The following is a 15,216-nucleotide window of genomic DNA, read 5'->3' as shown; positions in this document are numbered from 1 at the left end:
CATTAGTTACGGACAGGACGGCTGGATAACAAATAGTCACTGTCGTTGTCGATCACGGTCATGCTTGTATTACAGCAGGGAAAGACCAGTAATTTCTTTTTGCCTTCGCGAATGAGCACAAGCTCTTTGGGTTTGAGGGGGAGCAGCACGTTGCTTGCGTGACAGTAGGGACATTGCTGTACATAGATGTCTCCCATCACAATATCGTAAGGCCAGCTGTTCTCAAACGGAATCATTCTTGTTCGCCTTCTGGTGCGGAAGGTTTGGAGGTTTCTTGTTTGGCGAGTTCCGCAATCTTCTGCATCAGGATATGTTGGGGCATGTGCATCAGGTGCTCCAAAGGTACGCCCAGGGATTCTGCTAATTTGACGGCTGTATCAGCCGATACTTGTAAAGGTTTCATACGTTTACCTCCTGAAGGTTGCTATAAGTATTTCTCTAGTATAGAGATATGGCTCACAGAAAACCAGTTTTTAATTCAATCCTAACCATCCAATTTATAGAGAGAGGTGCCTTATTAAATGAAAACGCCATTACACCCCGTATGGGATCTGGAGTCCATTTTTAGTGGAGGTTCTTCCTCCGAGACATTTGCTGCGTATCTGATTGAACTGGAAGAGGATGTACGTAAACTGCAACATCTGTTGAACGAAACAGCTGCACCGACTTCAGTAGAAGAGACGGCTGCGTTTGATCCCATTTTGGAACTGCTGCAAAGCTGTTATGTTCGCGTATCGGAAGGTTCTGCGTTTGTATCCTGTCTTTCATCGCAAAACCAGAAGGATAAGAAGGCAACGCAGCTTCAGGGCGCCATCAGTTCTATTGCAGCGATGCTGAACGGCAGCAAATCGAAGTTTGATAATACACTCAGTCAGACATCGGATTTGGTGTGGGACGCTTGGATTGCTCGGGAAGATATCCAGCCGCTGGCATTTGTATTGAACGAGAGTCGCACGCTGGCTCGTGAGAAGCTGTCGCCTGAACTGGAAGGTCTTGCTCTGGATCTGGGTGTGGATGGTTACCATGGTTGGGGCAAATTCTACAACACGATTGTCAGCAAGGTGAACATTCCATTTGAGCAAGATGGGGAAACGGTGATGCTCTCCGCAGGACAGGCTGCCAACAAGCTGAGTGATAGTGATCGGAATGTACGCGAGACGGTATTCGCAGACTGGGAGCAGGCTTGGACCGATGTCGAAGATTTCTGTGCTGACACGCTGAATCACCTCGCGGGATTCCGTCTGAAGTTATATGAGAAACGTGGCTGGGATGATATCCTCAAAGAACCTCTGGCCATCAACCGGATGTCACGTCAGACACTGGATACGATGTGGGATGTGATTAACGGTGCCAAACCTGCGCTTGTTCAATATCTGGAGCGCAAGGCAGAACTGCTGGGGGTAGACAAGCTCAGCTGGAGCGACGTAGATGCACCTGTAGGTAAATCAAGTGGCAAAATCACTTACGATGAGGCAGCCATCAATATTGTTGAACAGTTTGCCAAGTTCAGTCCTAAACTTTCCTCGTTTGCAGAGATGGCTTTTGAGAAACGCTGGATCGAAGCAGAAGACCGTCCTGGCAAGCGTCCAGGTGGATTCTGTACGTCTTTGCCACTTAGCAAAGCAACCCGAATTTTCATGACCTTCTCTGGGACACCATCTAATGTGTCGACTCTTGCGCATGAACTTGGTCATGGATATCATCAACACATTATGGAAGAGCTGCCTGCCTTGAATCAACGTTATGCGATGAATGTGGCTGAGACAGCGTCCACATTTGCTGAACTGATTGTAGCAGATGCCCTGGTGCAGGCGGCAACAGATGAGCAAGAGAAGCTGGCTTTGCTGGAAGACAAGATACAGCGAAGTGTGGCTTTCTTTATGAACATCCATGCCCGTTTCCTGTTTGAGAATCGTTTCTATGAACAACGCAAAAAAGGCTTGGTCAACGCGGATGAATTATCCAAATTAATGGTGGAGGCCCAGCAGGAAGCGTTCTGCGGTGTACTTGCATCAGATCATCCTCATTTCTGGGCATCCAAACTGCATTTCTATCTGACGGGTGTGCCATTCTATAATTTCCCATACACGTTCGGTTATATGTTCAGTGCGGGAATCTATGCAAGAGCGCAGCAGGAAGGTACAGCATTTGCAGATAAATATGATGATTTGTTGCGGGATACAGGGCGTATGACGGTCGAAGAACTTGCTCAGAAACATCTGGGTACGGACCTGACACAACCGGAATTCTGGCAAAATGCTGCGGACTTGGTTATTGCCGATATTGAGCAGTTTCTGCAGATGACAGCAACCGAATAATAGGTTGAATATATATGAAAAGGCTGCAAATCCGTGTTAACAGACACAGGATTGCAGCCTTTTTTTGTACAGAATCCTCATTTTTGATTATCGAAGATTTTGTCGTAATTAATTGAAAAAGCTCAGTTTAAGGGAGTGGAATGGCAATTAATTGTGCAATTCATAGTTAGAAATACCCAACTTTGCCGTTCTTTGTTGAATGAGCACATATGATGTCATATAATGAGTCGTAAGTCCTTGCTGTATAGGACTATAAGCATATAAGGAGAGTGTTAATATGAAAATTGATGAGCTTTCATTAGCGAGACAGTTGGATCTGGTATTCAAAGAACTTGATCATGAGTTGTCAGGGTTAGATTCAGGGGTAGTTTTTGTGCAAATACGAAACAACGTAATTGGGAAATTCGGTATTCGACATAATCCGATAGCTGGACGAGATGGGCAGATGGATATGGAGGAAGGGGGGCTAAACGAAACCCAGAGAACTTCTTTCCGGGCAATGGCACTGGAGACGTTGAAATTCAAACGTAATTGGACACATGGCGAAATATCGTACGACTTCACAGTAAGACAAGGTATGATTTTGGTAGATGCAACAATGGAGTCTAATTACAATATGGCGAGCCTGATGATTCGTTACCCTAGAACCAATACATACAAGGATTCAGATATGGAGTCGAGCTCATAATTCGTTGCACAAGAGAAAGCGGCACTTCCGAAGAAGGCCGCTTTTACTTTTGGATTCTGCTTAGGCTCAAGCAATAATTACGAGCTTACGAACGACCCGATAATTGCTGCTCAGCGATTTGCACCAGACGTTTAGTGATGTATCCACCCAGAGAACCTGTCTCACGGGAAGTATAGTTACCGTAGTAACCATCTTGTGGAATAGTTACACCCAGCTCTTGAGCAGCTTCAATTTTCAATTGTTGCAATGCTGCTGTTGCTTGGGGAACGACCAGGTTGTTGGAGCGGCTACCGCTACCTTGGTTTTGACTTCCGTACATATGTGTCACCTCCTTATGGGTTGGTGATGTTAGTATGGTTAGAGAATACGGAAATATACATGATATGGCGTAAGGGAAAATATGGATAACTATCAGTGCACAGGACACATAAAAAAGCCGACCCAATGCGGGTCGGCAAGTTGTATTCGGATATCAAAATATAGGGTGATATACGTAAAAGCAAAATAGAGCATGATCAGCTCGCTTAGTCTGTAGGAGGTATAACCTCAATACGTGTAAATAACTCAACAGGCTGTTCCGGTTCCAAGCGAATCAACCCGGTTTGTTCATCCGATAAAGCCAAATTAGGTGCATCCGGGAGCCAAGTGTACGGTTCAATGCACAAGAACTGATCGGATTCACCTTTGGTAAAGAGAACCCAATGTTTGAAAAATGCTTCATCTGCTGAATATTTCAATGTATATCCATCTTGCCTACGTAAGTAAGCCGTAGCCGGTTCACCTTCGGTAGCTTTCAACAGGGTATCCCAGTTACGTCCCTGCAAATTGATGCCTTCGTTCAGAGCAGACCATTCACCCAGGGACTCCAGTTCACCTGTCGGTAGTTGTTCTTCATTCTGTCCGTATATTCCGGAAACAGGCAGTTGCAGTGTCCAGTCGGCAGGTTTGCCGTCTAACAAAAACCATGTATGATATCCCATCCCAAAAGGAGCAGGCGTTGAGCTCAGATTGGTCACTCTCAGACGCTGGCTAAATACAGCGTTTTGCAGACTGAACGTCATCTCAAGTTTTAGGGGAATCGGGAATTGGGCCATCCAATGCTCTTCATTTTCGGTCAGTAATTCAGTCGTAATTGCACAGCCGTCTTCATCTTCCTCAATGTCACTGACACACCAGGATTGGGTACGGTGGAGACCGTGAATATGGTTGTCATTCGCCGTGTTCTGATCAAACTGGTAACGAACGCCTTCATATTCGAATTGTCCACGATGAATGCGCCCTGGTGGAATCAGGAGAGGAACGCCAAAATGGTACGGCTTCTGCAGATAAAAGGCAAGATCGTCTTCATCCGGACGGCGGACGACATCTCTGTCCTGCACTAAATCGCGAATAGAAATAATATTATTTCCAAGACGCGGCAGCAGGGTGATTTCCAATTCACGGCTATGTAGGATATACGTGTCGTAACCATTCCATTGGCCTTTGGTCACTTGTTTCATATCGATGCTCCTTTTCCCACTTGAAATCTGTCTGCAAACAGTTGTGATGAAGCTACTGCTGCAGGCGTGTCGTTGTGTACATGCCAGCGATTTCCTGCGCTATTTCGTGCGAAGTAGGCAACAGGATAAGCAATTCCATCATAACAGATTTTGATGTCTCGGGTAAAAAAGTTCAACTCATTTTGACATTCACGCCTGTGCGCATTAAGATGGAACTCTAAAAGCATTTATTAGAATTGAATGACATGAAATCGATGACAGGGATAAGTAGGCCAAGAGAATCCTCTCCAGAAAGCCGGTGGTTGATGTGAACCGGTGTGAGCTCTTTACCGAATGGACCCTTGAGTGTAGGTTTGAACAGGTTAAGCCAGAGATGGGCTTGCCCCACTAGAGTCTGCCGTATAATCCACGTTACGGAACAATGAAGGCATTTCTTCGGCTTGACTTGATTCAGGGTCAGGAGCAATCGAAGAAAAGCGAATAAGGGTGGCACCACGGTCTCACGTCCCTTGCGGATGTGGGGCCTTTTTGCGTTCGCAGAGAATGGCAAGAGTTTTTTTTATATACAATTAGGGAGGCGTTATGTGTAATGAAAACAGTACTTTCAGGTATTCAGCCAAGCGGTAAGCTCACATTGGGCAACTATATTGGTGCAATCAAAAATTTTGTAAAACTCCAGCATGACTATCAATGTCATTTCATGGTGGTTGATCTTCATGCCATCACCGTGGCTCAGGAGCCAGCAGCGTTGCGTGAACAGTCGGAAGCGGTAGCTGCACTGTTTATTGCAGCAGGTATTGATCCTTCGAAATCTAACGTATTTCTGCAATCCCATGTACCGCAGCACGCGGAATTGGGCTGGTTGATGACAACGCTGACCTCCATGGGTGAGCTTGAACGCATGACTCAGTTTAAGGATAAATCATCCGGTAAAGATTCGGTTGGTGCCGGACTGTTTGTGTATCCATCATTAATGGCGGCTGATATTTTGTTATACAATGCTGACCTTGTACCAGTAGGTGAGGACCAGAAGCAGCATCTGGAACTGACACGTGATCTGGCAGGACGTTTTAATCACCGTTATGGGGAGTATTTCACCATTCCAGATCCGTATATTCCGCAGGTGGGTGCTCGGGTAATGTCACTTGATGATGCCTCTTCGAAAATGAGCAAAAGTAACCCTAACGCTGGCAGCTATATTGCCCTGCTGGATCCGCCGGATGTGATTCGCAAAAAAATCAGCCGTGCCACTACAGATTCGGGACGTGAAGTCGTATATGATCCGGCAAACAAACCGGAAGTCAGCAATCTGATGAGTATCTATGCTGAATGTGCAGGTATGACGCTTAAGGAAGTAGCTGAGCGTTATGAAGGCAAGATGTACGGTCCGTTTAAAAAGGAACTGGCTGAAGTGGTTGTATCTGTGATTGAACCGCTGCAACAACGATATAATGAGATTCGTGAGTCTGGCGAATTGGCGGATGTTCTGGATACGTCAGCCCGTCGTGCAGAAGAAGTTGCTGCTCAAACGTTGGATGCAGTGAAAGAACGTATGGGATTTGTTCCGAGACGTAAACAGTAGTCGTGAACAAAGATCTTCATTTCATGCAATGAATAGTTAACATAAATAAAGAGGAGCCCTATTGAAGGACTCCTCTTTATTCATGCGTTCATTATTGAACTATCAAATGACCTAATCAAGAAGTGGGCTCTGAAGCAGCCGAGCGAACTTCCTGACGTTCTTTTTTGGCGCGAATCACAAATCCCCAGCCAATGTTGGCAATGGACAGGACAAACAGTAGTGCAGCAAACCAACCGGAGTAGGAGATCATAATTGCTGAAACCGTTAACAATATGATCGAAGAGAATGCGAACCATAAAGACAAGCCTTTACTCATTGGGAAAAACCTCCATCTACAAATTTAGTAAAACTCCGTATAACCTGTAGCCTACGAGCCATAATAATCTTGCAAGCTTGCAATTACATTACAGACACAGATTGAAGGGAGATTATAAATATGGCTCAAGGATCTCGTTCTAACAACTTGGTGGTACCTCAGGCAAATTCAGCACTGCAACAATTGAAAATCGAGGCTGCACAGGAACTGGGTGTAACTATCCCACAAGACGGTTACTATGGTAACTACACTTCCCGTGAAACAGGATCTTTGGGTGGATATATCACCAAACGTCTGGTACAAATCGCTGAGCAGTCTCTGGCTGGGTCTGGCAAATAATTTATTTTAACCAACAGCAACAAAACAGGATAAAAAGAAAGCCCGGAGCGGAAACGCTCCGGGCTTTCTCGCGTATCAGTTCCTATGTCTGATTGTGCCTTGCCATGCTCACTTCGTCAAGGGCGTGCAGATAAAAGTTTTTTATCCATTTTCTCATCGCTTAACCAGCCTACATACGTATCAATCGTTTCAAAATTCCGATCCATCACAATCACAGCGACAAATGGATATTGTTTCCGGTGTCGATAACGTACATCTGCCCAACGGACCTTGTAACCGGCAGGCAGTTCTTCAACCTCTGCCACCGCATAGGAGGTGAAATAGAGGAAGGCACTGACTTCCGGTGATTTGCGTGAAGCAGCAACGGCCGCATGAGTAGAAGACGAAGCGTGCAGACTCCATACCAGATTTGAACCATCCATTTTACCGATCACATAACTGCCGTCCTCAACTCGTTTGACCACATGCCAGCGGTTCCAGGATATCGTTGGAATAACGATGTATCTTGCCTGCTCTGGGCTGTTGTCGAGACGTCTAACTTTTCTGACCGCTTGTGCACGAGCAATCGTTCGCCATATATAATATAAACCGGTCAAACTATACAACGTAACGAAGAGTGGTGCAGGGGCGATCAGATCAAAGGCCCATAACAGAATAGCTATGACATGGGTAGTGAATAGAAACGGATCAAAAATATGAATGATGTTCCAGGCGATCCAGCGTTCCGTAAAAGGCCGGGCGGCTTGGGTTCCATAGGTGTTGAACAGATCGGTGAATACGTGAAAGCCTACGGCCACAGCGGTCCAGGTGGCAACGTGTCCAATAGGGACACCAGGGAATATCAGTGCAATGACGCCGGTGATGAGCAAAACCCATAACAGGAGAAATGGCAGAGAGTGTGACAAACCCCGATGATTCCGAATGTAAAGCGAATTGCTTTTGAGACGTAACGCAGTATCAATGTCAGGGGCCTGGGAACCGGCGATCGTGCCAACCATTACCGCAGCTGCAAGCATGGGACTAGCCGCGACGACAGGATCGACATAAGCCAGACCGGCTAGACCAATCCCCATGACAAAATGTGTAGAGGTATCCATAAACGTCTCCTTTGTGTGGTATATCGTTCTAAGGCATATTACTTCTCTATCTAGGTGATACCCATATATAGTGTATAATATCCGTTTGTCAGGATGCAAAACATCCCTAATTTCAAAGTTATGACAATTTTCTGTGCCATACCCAATAAATGTACGTAGTTTGTCAAACTATTTTGGCAGTTCCTATGATAAACTTTATATCGGATACTGAGAAAAAATGCGGCAGACAATGCGCGGTCGGTTATATTACATAAATATTTATGGGCATTGTTCCTTTAAACCGTTACAATAATATAGAATCTCATAAAAAGTAGGTTTCTTTGAATACATATGTCACAGTAGATGGATAAAGCGAAACGAACGTGATTTTGGATTCACATATGTATGCGTATTCATAAGAGGAAATACAGAAGGGACGAGGAAAATGCTGAAAAAGTACAAATGGACATGGATGCTGCTCGGGCTCGCACTAATAATGGCTGTGTATCTGATGTGGGGCACTGTATTTGCCAGTAAGGAAAAATTACCCGAGATTCGTGAAATCCAATCCTTTTCCATGGAAAATGTAGATGGCAATACAGTATCACTGGAGGATACGCAAGGGAAAGTCCGATTGTTCTACTTTTATTTCACCAGTTGTCCGGATGTCTGCCCTATTACGACCTTTACGTTATCCCAGGTGCAGGATCTGTTGAAAGAGGACGACACCTTTGGTAAAGACGTCTCATTTGTATCTATTTCATTCGACCCCAAAGTCGATACAAGAGAGAAGATTAAGACGTTTGCGGACCGCTTCCACGCGGATTATTCCGGATGGTACTTCTTGCGAGGGGATATGGACAAAACCAAACAGTTGGCTAGGGAATCATTCCAGATCCTGATCGATGGGGAGAGTAAGGATGATTTTGCCCATATGAATATGATTGGTCTGGTGGATGAGAACAACCAGCTGCGCAAGGTATATAATGCATTTAATACAGAGGACGTTGTGCCTGCTGTCATAGCCGAAGATATTCGCAATCTGATTAAGGAATAATCATCTGATCATCATACTGTAAAGGCTGCCTTCTGGTTGGATATCAATCCAAAGGCAGCCTTTTGGTATTTCATTTTAATAGGAAGGATGTTCAGGGTATTGGATGTATGTCTCTAACCCAGCCTTCTCCAGCTGGGCAATGATATACTCATCAGGTGTTCCTTCCACACCCGCATATCCTCGTCGTGTATACATCTGTACTGCATCCGGGAAAGCATCCCGAAGTACACCTCTAATTTTTTTGCCGGAACTGTCATTATCCATAAATAAAAAGACTTCATCATAACCGACTTGCTTGCGCAGGGTCTCCAACTTGAGGGAATTAAGTGTTCCAAACGTACATAGAATGTTGATTTCGGGTCCAACCAGACGTTTCAGTTTGCTTCGGTCATTCTTACCTTCCACAATGACATGAATAGGCATGATATTCACCTCTTGTTCGAGAGCTTATGTCGACATTCCCCGGGAAATGTTGCAGCGAAAATCGACTGATTATATAAAATGGACTCCTTTCTTTACACTGTTCACCACGCGGACAGGAGCACTTCTGATTTCTAAATTCTTTTTCACGTACATCAGGAATTAATTCTGATCAGGATTGGCCGTTACGGTTACGGATCGTTCCTTCGATCGCTGTTGTCTCCAAATTTCTGATTGATTTTATTTTTTATAGGTTGAAATATGGAGACAAAGGCGAACGCTACCGCTTCTTCAAAATCGATTCCGTCCCCTTCACTACTTCCAATGATGGTCCATACCTAATGATGATATTCAAGAAAGAAAAAGATGAAATCTTGAAGACGACACTGATGATCCCTAGGCCGCTCCGTTCGAGTGTAAAACGTTAGTCCATTTTATATAGTTTAGCTGTAAATGGGGGAATGATGCAAAGCTAATGAAAATACTGGCCTAATTGATGCCATTACGGTAAGGACACAGAGTCTGATCGGAATTTAATTTAATATACTTTTCGGATCGGACAGGGGAGCTTCGCGTCTGGATGTATAGTATGGAAGCAGCAACATACCAATCATTAACAAAAGAAACGCGATGAAATAGGGTGATAACCCGACACGAAGTTGCCCGGCTGTGATGGGGCCGATGAAAGAGCCGATGGAGGTGGCAATGGATTGCAACGAGAAAATGCGGCCCAACTTGCTTCCTCCGCTCAGACGGATAAATAGGGTTGCCATAGCTGGAAAGATGATGCCTTTGGACATCCCAAGTACAAATAATACAGTAGACAACGGAACTTGCGGAATGGCTGCCATCACAAAAAAACACAAGGACATTAACAGCACGCCCGCAACCAGACGCAGCTTGGGGGAATACCGGTTGAGAAATAACATGCTGAGTGTGAAGAGTGCCCCAATACTGATAATAGAGAACAGCAGTCCGGTAGACATGATGGACGATTGTCCTCCGCCCCGCAGGGGTAATTCGAAGAAGAGAATCCCTTGGGCACAGGCAATCACCAGAGGCAAGGCAAAGTATCGCCAGGACACCGGTAGGAATGCACTTGTGGCATCTGCTGGTGAAACGTCAAGTTTGGCAGGTTCAGTTACTCTCTCCTGCTGTTTGACGATACCACGGGGCATGGTCATGAAAGCAATGACACCTGTGAGAATAAGCAGATAGCCCAAGCCTGAGAATGTTGTAGAGAATCCCATAGAACCCACAATGATCGCACCGGCTGCTGGTGATACGACAGACGCTAGGGTATGCACTACCCCGTGACCCGACATATACTTTCCCTGTTTCACCGGATCGCTGGATAACTGTGCTAGCAGAGCGAGACATGCAGGAGACAGGAAGGCCAGTACAAACCCGCTGATGGAACGCAGCGCCAGCAGTTGCCATGGTGTCTGGACATAGGCTTGCAGGAGCAGGATGAATCCTGCACCGAGCAGACTGAATACAATGTAGCGGCGACTGCCATGTTTATCGATTTGTGTTCCAGCAATCAGATTGCCAGGAAGATGTGTTAAGGAATAGATGCCCATCATCCAGCCAATGAAAGTAGGGGCGGCTCCCAGCGAGATGGCAAAAGGGGTCAGAATGGGATACTGGGCGTGCAAATCAAATACAGCAAGGAACAAAAACAGGTATAGCCAGATGGCCGTTTTCACATAAGCCCCTCCTTGTTAAGCGATGCATGTTCAAACTACAGGTCTTGAACGTGTTCCCCGTTCTCCCGGCAGAACCTCATGGTACTACTTGTACGCCCGGCGGGACGAACTTAGACCGTTTATTTTTAAGGGAGAGGGCTTAGCTGACAGCAGCTTCGGAAATCATGTATAATATTCGGGAGTGTTACAAATGAATTCTAATACGGAAGGTGTAGTCATGAACATAGAAGTAATCAAAGAGTTTGTGATGCAGAACTGGCTGGTGATCGTGGTTGCATTGATCATATTGTTCTTTGTTCTGAATGTGGTCAAAACCGTATTGAAATGGGCGATTGCCATCATCATTATTGCGGCTCTACTGATATACAGCGGCATCTCCATTGATCAGATCAAACAGACAGTGACAGACGTACAATCCAGCACGATGGACACATTGAAGAAGGAAGCAACCAGCATGATGCTTAAGGAGGCTTCCAAAGCGAAATACGTCAAAGGACAGGATGGAGCGTTCACCATCACAAGTCCCAATGTTGAGATTAAGGGCAGAACTCAATCGGATAAAGTTGATGTGACCTTCCGCGGAATTTCACTTGGCGAATGGAAACTCGACAATGAAACTATACGTACGTTTGTCGAACAGGCACAGGAGAACAAAACAGCACCAGCATCGTAGTAAAGGGGGAATCGGTACGTGCTGCAGAATTGGCTGGACAGCCTGAAGGAATTGAATGGCATCACGATTATGCTGTTGCTGATTGTGGCTGCTTCATTATTGCAGGGTTGGTCCAGAGGGGCTTCGCGTTCAGCAGGCAGACTCTTTGGGTTCCTGATGGATGGCATTATGGCGGTCATTGGTATTCTGTTGTCGATCGGTTTAACGTTGTGGCTTGCGCCATATGTACAGCAGTGGCTGTCTGAGTATGCTTCAGCCATGCCTAACCGTGAGTTGAACCGGTGGGAACAGATGTATTATACGTTGGTTACGGCGATTGCAGATTTTCCGCTGATGCGGTTCGCTGTATTATTTGTACTTAGCTATGGACTCATCCGACTGATTCTCGGGTTTCTCTCTTCATTTATTTTTAGTAGCAGGCAGAGGTCAGCCGAGGAAAGTGCGCCTAAAGGTATGTTTAGTCGCTTGACGGGTGCATTCATTGGCACGATCATAGGCTCCGTCCGCGGAATGATTGTCATCGCAGTTTTGTTCATGATTGTCAGTCTTTACCCTGGAAGCATGTTCAGCCGATATGTGGAAGCATCCCCGATCTATATGCAAGGGGCCAAATCGGTTATCGAACCGTTGTCCGGCACGTTTATCAAGGACAAGCTACCCGTATTTACGCAGGCTGTGCAGAAGGAACTGGGCGGCATCCTGCAACGCAAATATGAAGTTATCGACCACAATATTCCGACGGACATTGAATCAGCAGCGAGTGAGATTGTCAAAGGCCAATCGACAGATGAAGCCAAAGCAAGAGCGCTATACGACTGGGTAGGTTCACGTATTCAGTATGACTATGGTAAAGTGGATGACTATGAGCAAAAGGGCATATGGCATGAACAAAATCCACAGAATACATTTGATACACGCAAAGGCGTATGTATTGATTATGCCCGTCTTTACGCCGTGATGGCCCGTTCACAAGGACTTGAAGTCAAAGTTGTTACAGGACTTGGTTATAACGGCCAGGGAGGGTACGGTCCGCATGCGTGGAATGAGGTGTATTTGAGTGGTTCCGAGAGCTGGGTTCCGCTTGACCCGACATGGGCGATCAGTGGAGACTGGTTTAATCCTCCGAATTTTGCCGACACCCATCTAAAGGATCAATCAGCTTAACATTACAACGGACATGGGTCCGGAATATGACGACGTTGCCAGGTTATCATGCCGTTAAGAATCAGTTTGAGCGGTATGCATCAAGTCATGAAAGAGGTAGGATGGATGAAAAAACATTCCAATGAGAAGGATGAACTTACGGACAAACGGCGCTTCAGTTACCGAATGAACGTATTTTTCTTCGCTTCCTTTGTTATTTTTAGCGTTATTATTGTACGCTTGGCCTTTTTGCAATTCGTGGAAGGGCCTGAACTTAGCCAGGAAGAAGCAAGTAACATTACCAAGGATGTACCACTTCCTCCTGTGAGAGGCACGATCTATGATTCTACAGGTGAGGTGAAGTTGGCTTACTCCAAGCCCATTCAGTCTCTCTACCTGACACTGTATAAAAACTATGGGGATGTTGATGGGAAACCGAGTCCTAACATAGGGGAAGTGCAGGATATTGCAACCCGGTTGCATGATGTGTTTGAACAGTACAAGCTGAAGGACTCAGAGCCACTCACGGTGGAGAAAATTATTGAAGAGATGGACTTGAACTCCCGCAAAGCGAACGGTTTTATGCCACGTCTGATCAAGAGTGATCTGTCCGAGGAAGAAGTTGCTTATTTCCTACAGCACAAGGACGAGTTCAAAGGTATTCAGATCGTCGAGGAGAGTGTACGATTCTACGATCCGGATACGGTAGCGGTTCAGACCATCGGTTATCTGAAGAAGTTCAGAAGTTCGAAGTCCTTGAACAAATACAAAGAGGTGGACGAGGCCAATAAAACGCAAACGGATCCGGGCCTGGTGTATACGGAGAATGAATTTGTAGGCTTTGATGGACTGGAACTGCAATATCAGGATGCTCTCCGCGGCAAAAGCGGATATACATCCGTTGATGTTGATTTGCGTAACTTGCCTGAAGGTGTAGCAGGTTCTACCCCGCCGCAGAAAGGGTACGACCTGATTTCCAGCATTAACAAGAATGTTCAGGTGAAAACAGAACAGGCCATTCTGGATCAGTTGAGTTGGCTTCATCGGAATCCGGTTTCCGGTCGATTACATCCAAATGCCAAGACCGGATTTGCAGTTGCGATGGAAGTGGATACGGGGAAAATCGTATCTGCTGCCAGTATGCCAGATTATGATACCAACATCTGGAGAACAGGCAGTATCACAAATGATCAGTATGATGATATCAAATATGTGTATCAAAATGGTACGATTCGTTCATTCCCTCCGGATGACTCTAAAAAGCGAGCTGAATCGATCGTGCTACTCGGTTCCACCATCAAACCGCTTAGTGTCTTAATCGGTTTGAAAGAAGGTTTCTTCACTACCAATACGGTTTATTCGGATAGAGGTTCAACGACCTTTGGTGGGGACAATCGCAGAGTGCAGAACTCATCAGGGCATGTGTATGGTGCAATGTATCCTCGTGATGCGATTCGTCATTCCTCGAACGTATTCATGATTGATGAGATTGGGAAGAAGATGTACTCAAAATACGGTGCGACCGGAATTGACAAATGGGATGAATACATGAAGCAGTTCGGCCTTGGGGTATCTACAGGGGTTGATCTGCCGAATGAATTCCTGGGCATACGGGATTACATGAACGACACGGAAAGCTCGCTGACTCGTCTCGTGTATGGTTCCTTTGGACAGCAGGGAAAATACACAACCATGCAGTTAGCACAGTACACGACAATGCTGGCGAACAAAGGAAAACGGATGGAGCCACAATTGGTTAGAGAGTTCCGGGATTCGGAAGGCAACGTGGTCGAGAAAGTAAAACCGAAGGTACTCAGCACGGTGGAGTTTAACGATGCCTACTGGAATGAAGTACAACGAGGCATGGCAACCGAGGTATCTGCATTTAGCGGATTCCCTTATGACTTTGCTAGAAAAACAGGAACATCGACACAGGTAGTAGGCGGTAAACTGGTGGATAACGGTGTATTTATCGCCTATGCACCACGTAATAATCCAAAGCTTGCTGTCGCTGTGGTTATCCCCGAAGGGGGCTTTGGTTCGAGCAGTGCGGCTCCGGTTGCACGTGCGATCTTCGATGCCTATGACGAGGAGTTCGGTCTCGACGGTGTACCGAAAAAGGACAAAAATAAAGATTCAGATTCGGAATCAGGCACACAGTAATGTGAGGCATTGGTTACAGAGGGGACCCTTCGTGGGTCCTCTTTTTTGTTTTTACGTGGAGAATGGATCGTAAGAGTGAACTAATTAGTTGCATTAATATGTAACCATATGAGCTGTACCACGTTTATATAAGGGAAGGGTAAACGCGATCTGGAGAGCGGGACAACGTTGATATGTCAGTGTTTACATTGAAATCGGTAGATGGGGTAGTGTAAAAGTTCTGTTTACGAAAA

Annotated in this window: 16 protein-coding genes and 1 other annotated feature; of the genes, 8 read left to right on the top strand and 8 right to left on the bottom strand. The window is 45.7% G+C overall.

The features are described from left to right. Positions 1–2: 2 nt before the first annotated feature. A complete protein-coding gene (locus MKY95_RS27750; protein ID WP_017692378.1) occupies positions 3–236 on the bottom strand; it encodes a hypothetical protein in 234 nt (77 codons plus the stop codon). Continuing rightward, on the bottom strand, positions 233–403 hold the full coding sequence (locus tag MKY95_RS27745) for a YycC family protein (protein ID WP_074096390.1): 171 nt from the start codon (positions 401–403) through the stop codon (positions 233–235). Before MKY95_RS27745 ends, MKY95_RS27750 begins: the two co-directional genes overlap by 4 nt. A 118-nt stretch (positions 404–521) precedes the next feature. On the opposite strand from MKY95_RS27745, the gene MKY95_RS27740 reads away from it, so the two are divergent. Both MKY95_RS27740 and MKY95_RS27735 read left to right on the top strand, forming a co-directional pair. Next, positions 522–2,318, top strand: a complete 1,797-nt coding sequence (locus MKY95_RS27740; RefSeq protein WP_339195444.1) for a M3 family oligoendopeptidase — start codon at positions 522–524, stop codon at positions 2,316–2,318. A 277-nt stretch (positions 2,319–2,595) separates the two neighbouring features. Further along, positions 2,596–3,006 (top strand): O-methyltransferase, encoded by a 411-nt coding sequence (locus tag MKY95_RS27735; RefSeq protein ID WP_076319832.1) that lies wholly within the window; start codon positions 2,596–2,598, stop codon positions 3,004–3,006. An 85-nt stretch (positions 3,007–3,091) separates the two neighbouring features. Here MKY95_RS27735 and MKY95_RS27730 read toward each other — a convergent pair whose 3' ends face one another. Together MKY95_RS27730 and MKY95_RS27725 are read right to left on the bottom strand one after the other, a co-directional pair. Continuing rightward, a complete protein-coding gene (locus tag MKY95_RS27730; RefSeq protein WP_047841310.1) occupies positions 3,092–3,325 on the bottom strand; it encodes an alpha/beta-type small acid-soluble spore protein in 234 nt (77 codons plus the stop codon). Between the two features lie 205 nt (positions 3,326–3,530). Beyond that, positions 3,531–4,505, bottom strand: a complete 975-nt coding sequence (locus MKY95_RS27725) for an aldose 1-epimerase (RefSeq protein WP_036673298.1) — start codon at positions 4,503–4,505, stop codon at positions 3,531–3,533. A gap of 245 nt (positions 4,506–4,750) precedes the next feature. Further along, positions 4,751–5,018 (top strand) — a binding site (T-box leader). A 76-nt stretch (positions 5,019–5,094) separates the two neighbouring features. Between MKY95_RS27725 and trpS the strand changes: the two genes are divergently transcribed. Next, positions 5,095–6,087: a tryptophan--tRNA ligase gene (gene trpS, locus MKY95_RS27720; protein ID WP_036605729.1), complete on the top strand. Its 993-nt coding sequence runs from the start codon at positions 5,095–5,097 to the stop codon at positions 6,085–6,087. Positions 6,088–6,202: 115 nt separating this feature from the next. Here trpS and MKY95_RS27715 read toward each other — a convergent pair whose 3' ends face one another. Next, a complete protein-coding gene (locus MKY95_RS27715) occupies positions 6,203–6,403 on the bottom strand; it encodes a hypothetical protein (protein ID WP_017692385.1) in 201 nt (66 codons plus the stop codon). Between the two features lie 120 nt (positions 6,404–6,523). On the opposite strand from MKY95_RS27715, the gene MKY95_RS27710 reads away from it, so the two are divergent. Next, entirely contained in the window at positions 6,524–6,742 is a 219-nt protein-coding gene (locus MKY95_RS27710) for an alpha/beta-type small acid-soluble spore protein (RefSeq protein WP_017692386.1), read from the top strand. A gap of 116 nt (positions 6,743–6,858) precedes the next feature. Here MKY95_RS27710 and MKY95_RS27705 read toward each other — a convergent pair whose 3' ends face one another. Further along, positions 6,859–7,839, bottom strand: coding sequence for a metal-dependent hydrolase (locus tag MKY95_RS27705; RefSeq protein ID WP_036605731.1), 981 nt, complete (start codon positions 7,837–7,839; stop codon positions 6,859–6,861). 424 nt (positions 7,840–8,263) lie between these two features. On the opposite strand from MKY95_RS27705, the gene MKY95_RS27700 reads away from it, so the two are divergent. Next, the gene (locus tag MKY95_RS27700) at positions 8,264–8,875 is read left to right on the top strand and encodes an SCO family protein (protein ID WP_339195439.1); all 612 of its coding nucleotides are present in this window, start codon (positions 8,264–8,266) and stop codon (positions 8,873–8,875) included. Positions 8,876–8,950: 75 nt separating this feature from the next. On the opposite strand, the gene MKY95_RS27695 is transcribed toward MKY95_RS27700, so the two are convergent. Together MKY95_RS27695 and MKY95_RS27690 are read right to left on the bottom strand one after the other, a co-directional pair. Next, the gene (locus MKY95_RS27695; protein ID WP_036605733.1) at positions 8,951–9,298 is read right to left on the bottom strand and encodes a toprim domain-containing protein; all 348 of its coding nucleotides are present in this window, start codon (positions 9,296–9,298) and stop codon (positions 8,951–8,953) included. A gap of 530 nt (positions 9,299–9,828) precedes the next feature. Further along, positions 9,829–11,004, bottom strand: a complete 1,176-nt coding sequence (locus MKY95_RS27690; protein ID WP_339195436.1) for an MFS transporter — start codon at positions 11,002–11,004, stop codon at positions 9,829–9,831. A 190-nt stretch (positions 11,005–11,194) separates the two neighbouring features. On the opposite strand from MKY95_RS27690, the gene MKY95_RS27685 reads away from it, so the two are divergent. The 3 genes from MKY95_RS27685 (at position 11,195) to MKY95_RS27675 (ending at position 14,983) form a co-directional block, all read left to right on the top strand. Continuing rightward, complete coding sequence (locus tag MKY95_RS27685; protein ID WP_174806458.1) at positions 11,195–11,677, top strand: ATPase; 483 nt, start codon at positions 11,195–11,197, stop codon at positions 11,675–11,677. An 18-nt stretch (positions 11,678–11,695) separates the two neighbouring features. Next, positions 11,696–12,841 carry a transglutaminase domain-containing protein gene (locus tag MKY95_RS27680; RefSeq protein ID WP_036605735.1) on the top strand — a complete coding sequence of 382 codons (1,146 nt, stop codon included), beginning with the start codon at positions 11,696–11,698 and terminating at the stop codon, positions 12,839–12,841. A gap of 105 nt (positions 12,842–12,946) precedes the next feature. Further along, positions 12,947–14,983, top strand: coding sequence for a penicillin-binding transpeptidase domain-containing protein (locus MKY95_RS27675; protein WP_339200063.1), 2,037 nt, complete (start codon positions 12,947–12,949; stop codon positions 14,981–14,983). Positions 14,984–15,216: the final 233 nt, after the last annotated feature.

The sequence above is a fragment of the Paenibacillus sp. FSL P4-0176 genome (assembly GCF_037975265.1).
Classification (GTDB): Bacteria; Bacillota; Bacilli; order Paenibacillales; family Paenibacillaceae; genus Paenibacillus; species Paenibacillus amylolyticus.
This window is presented reverse-complemented; position numbering and strand designations above follow the sequence as displayed.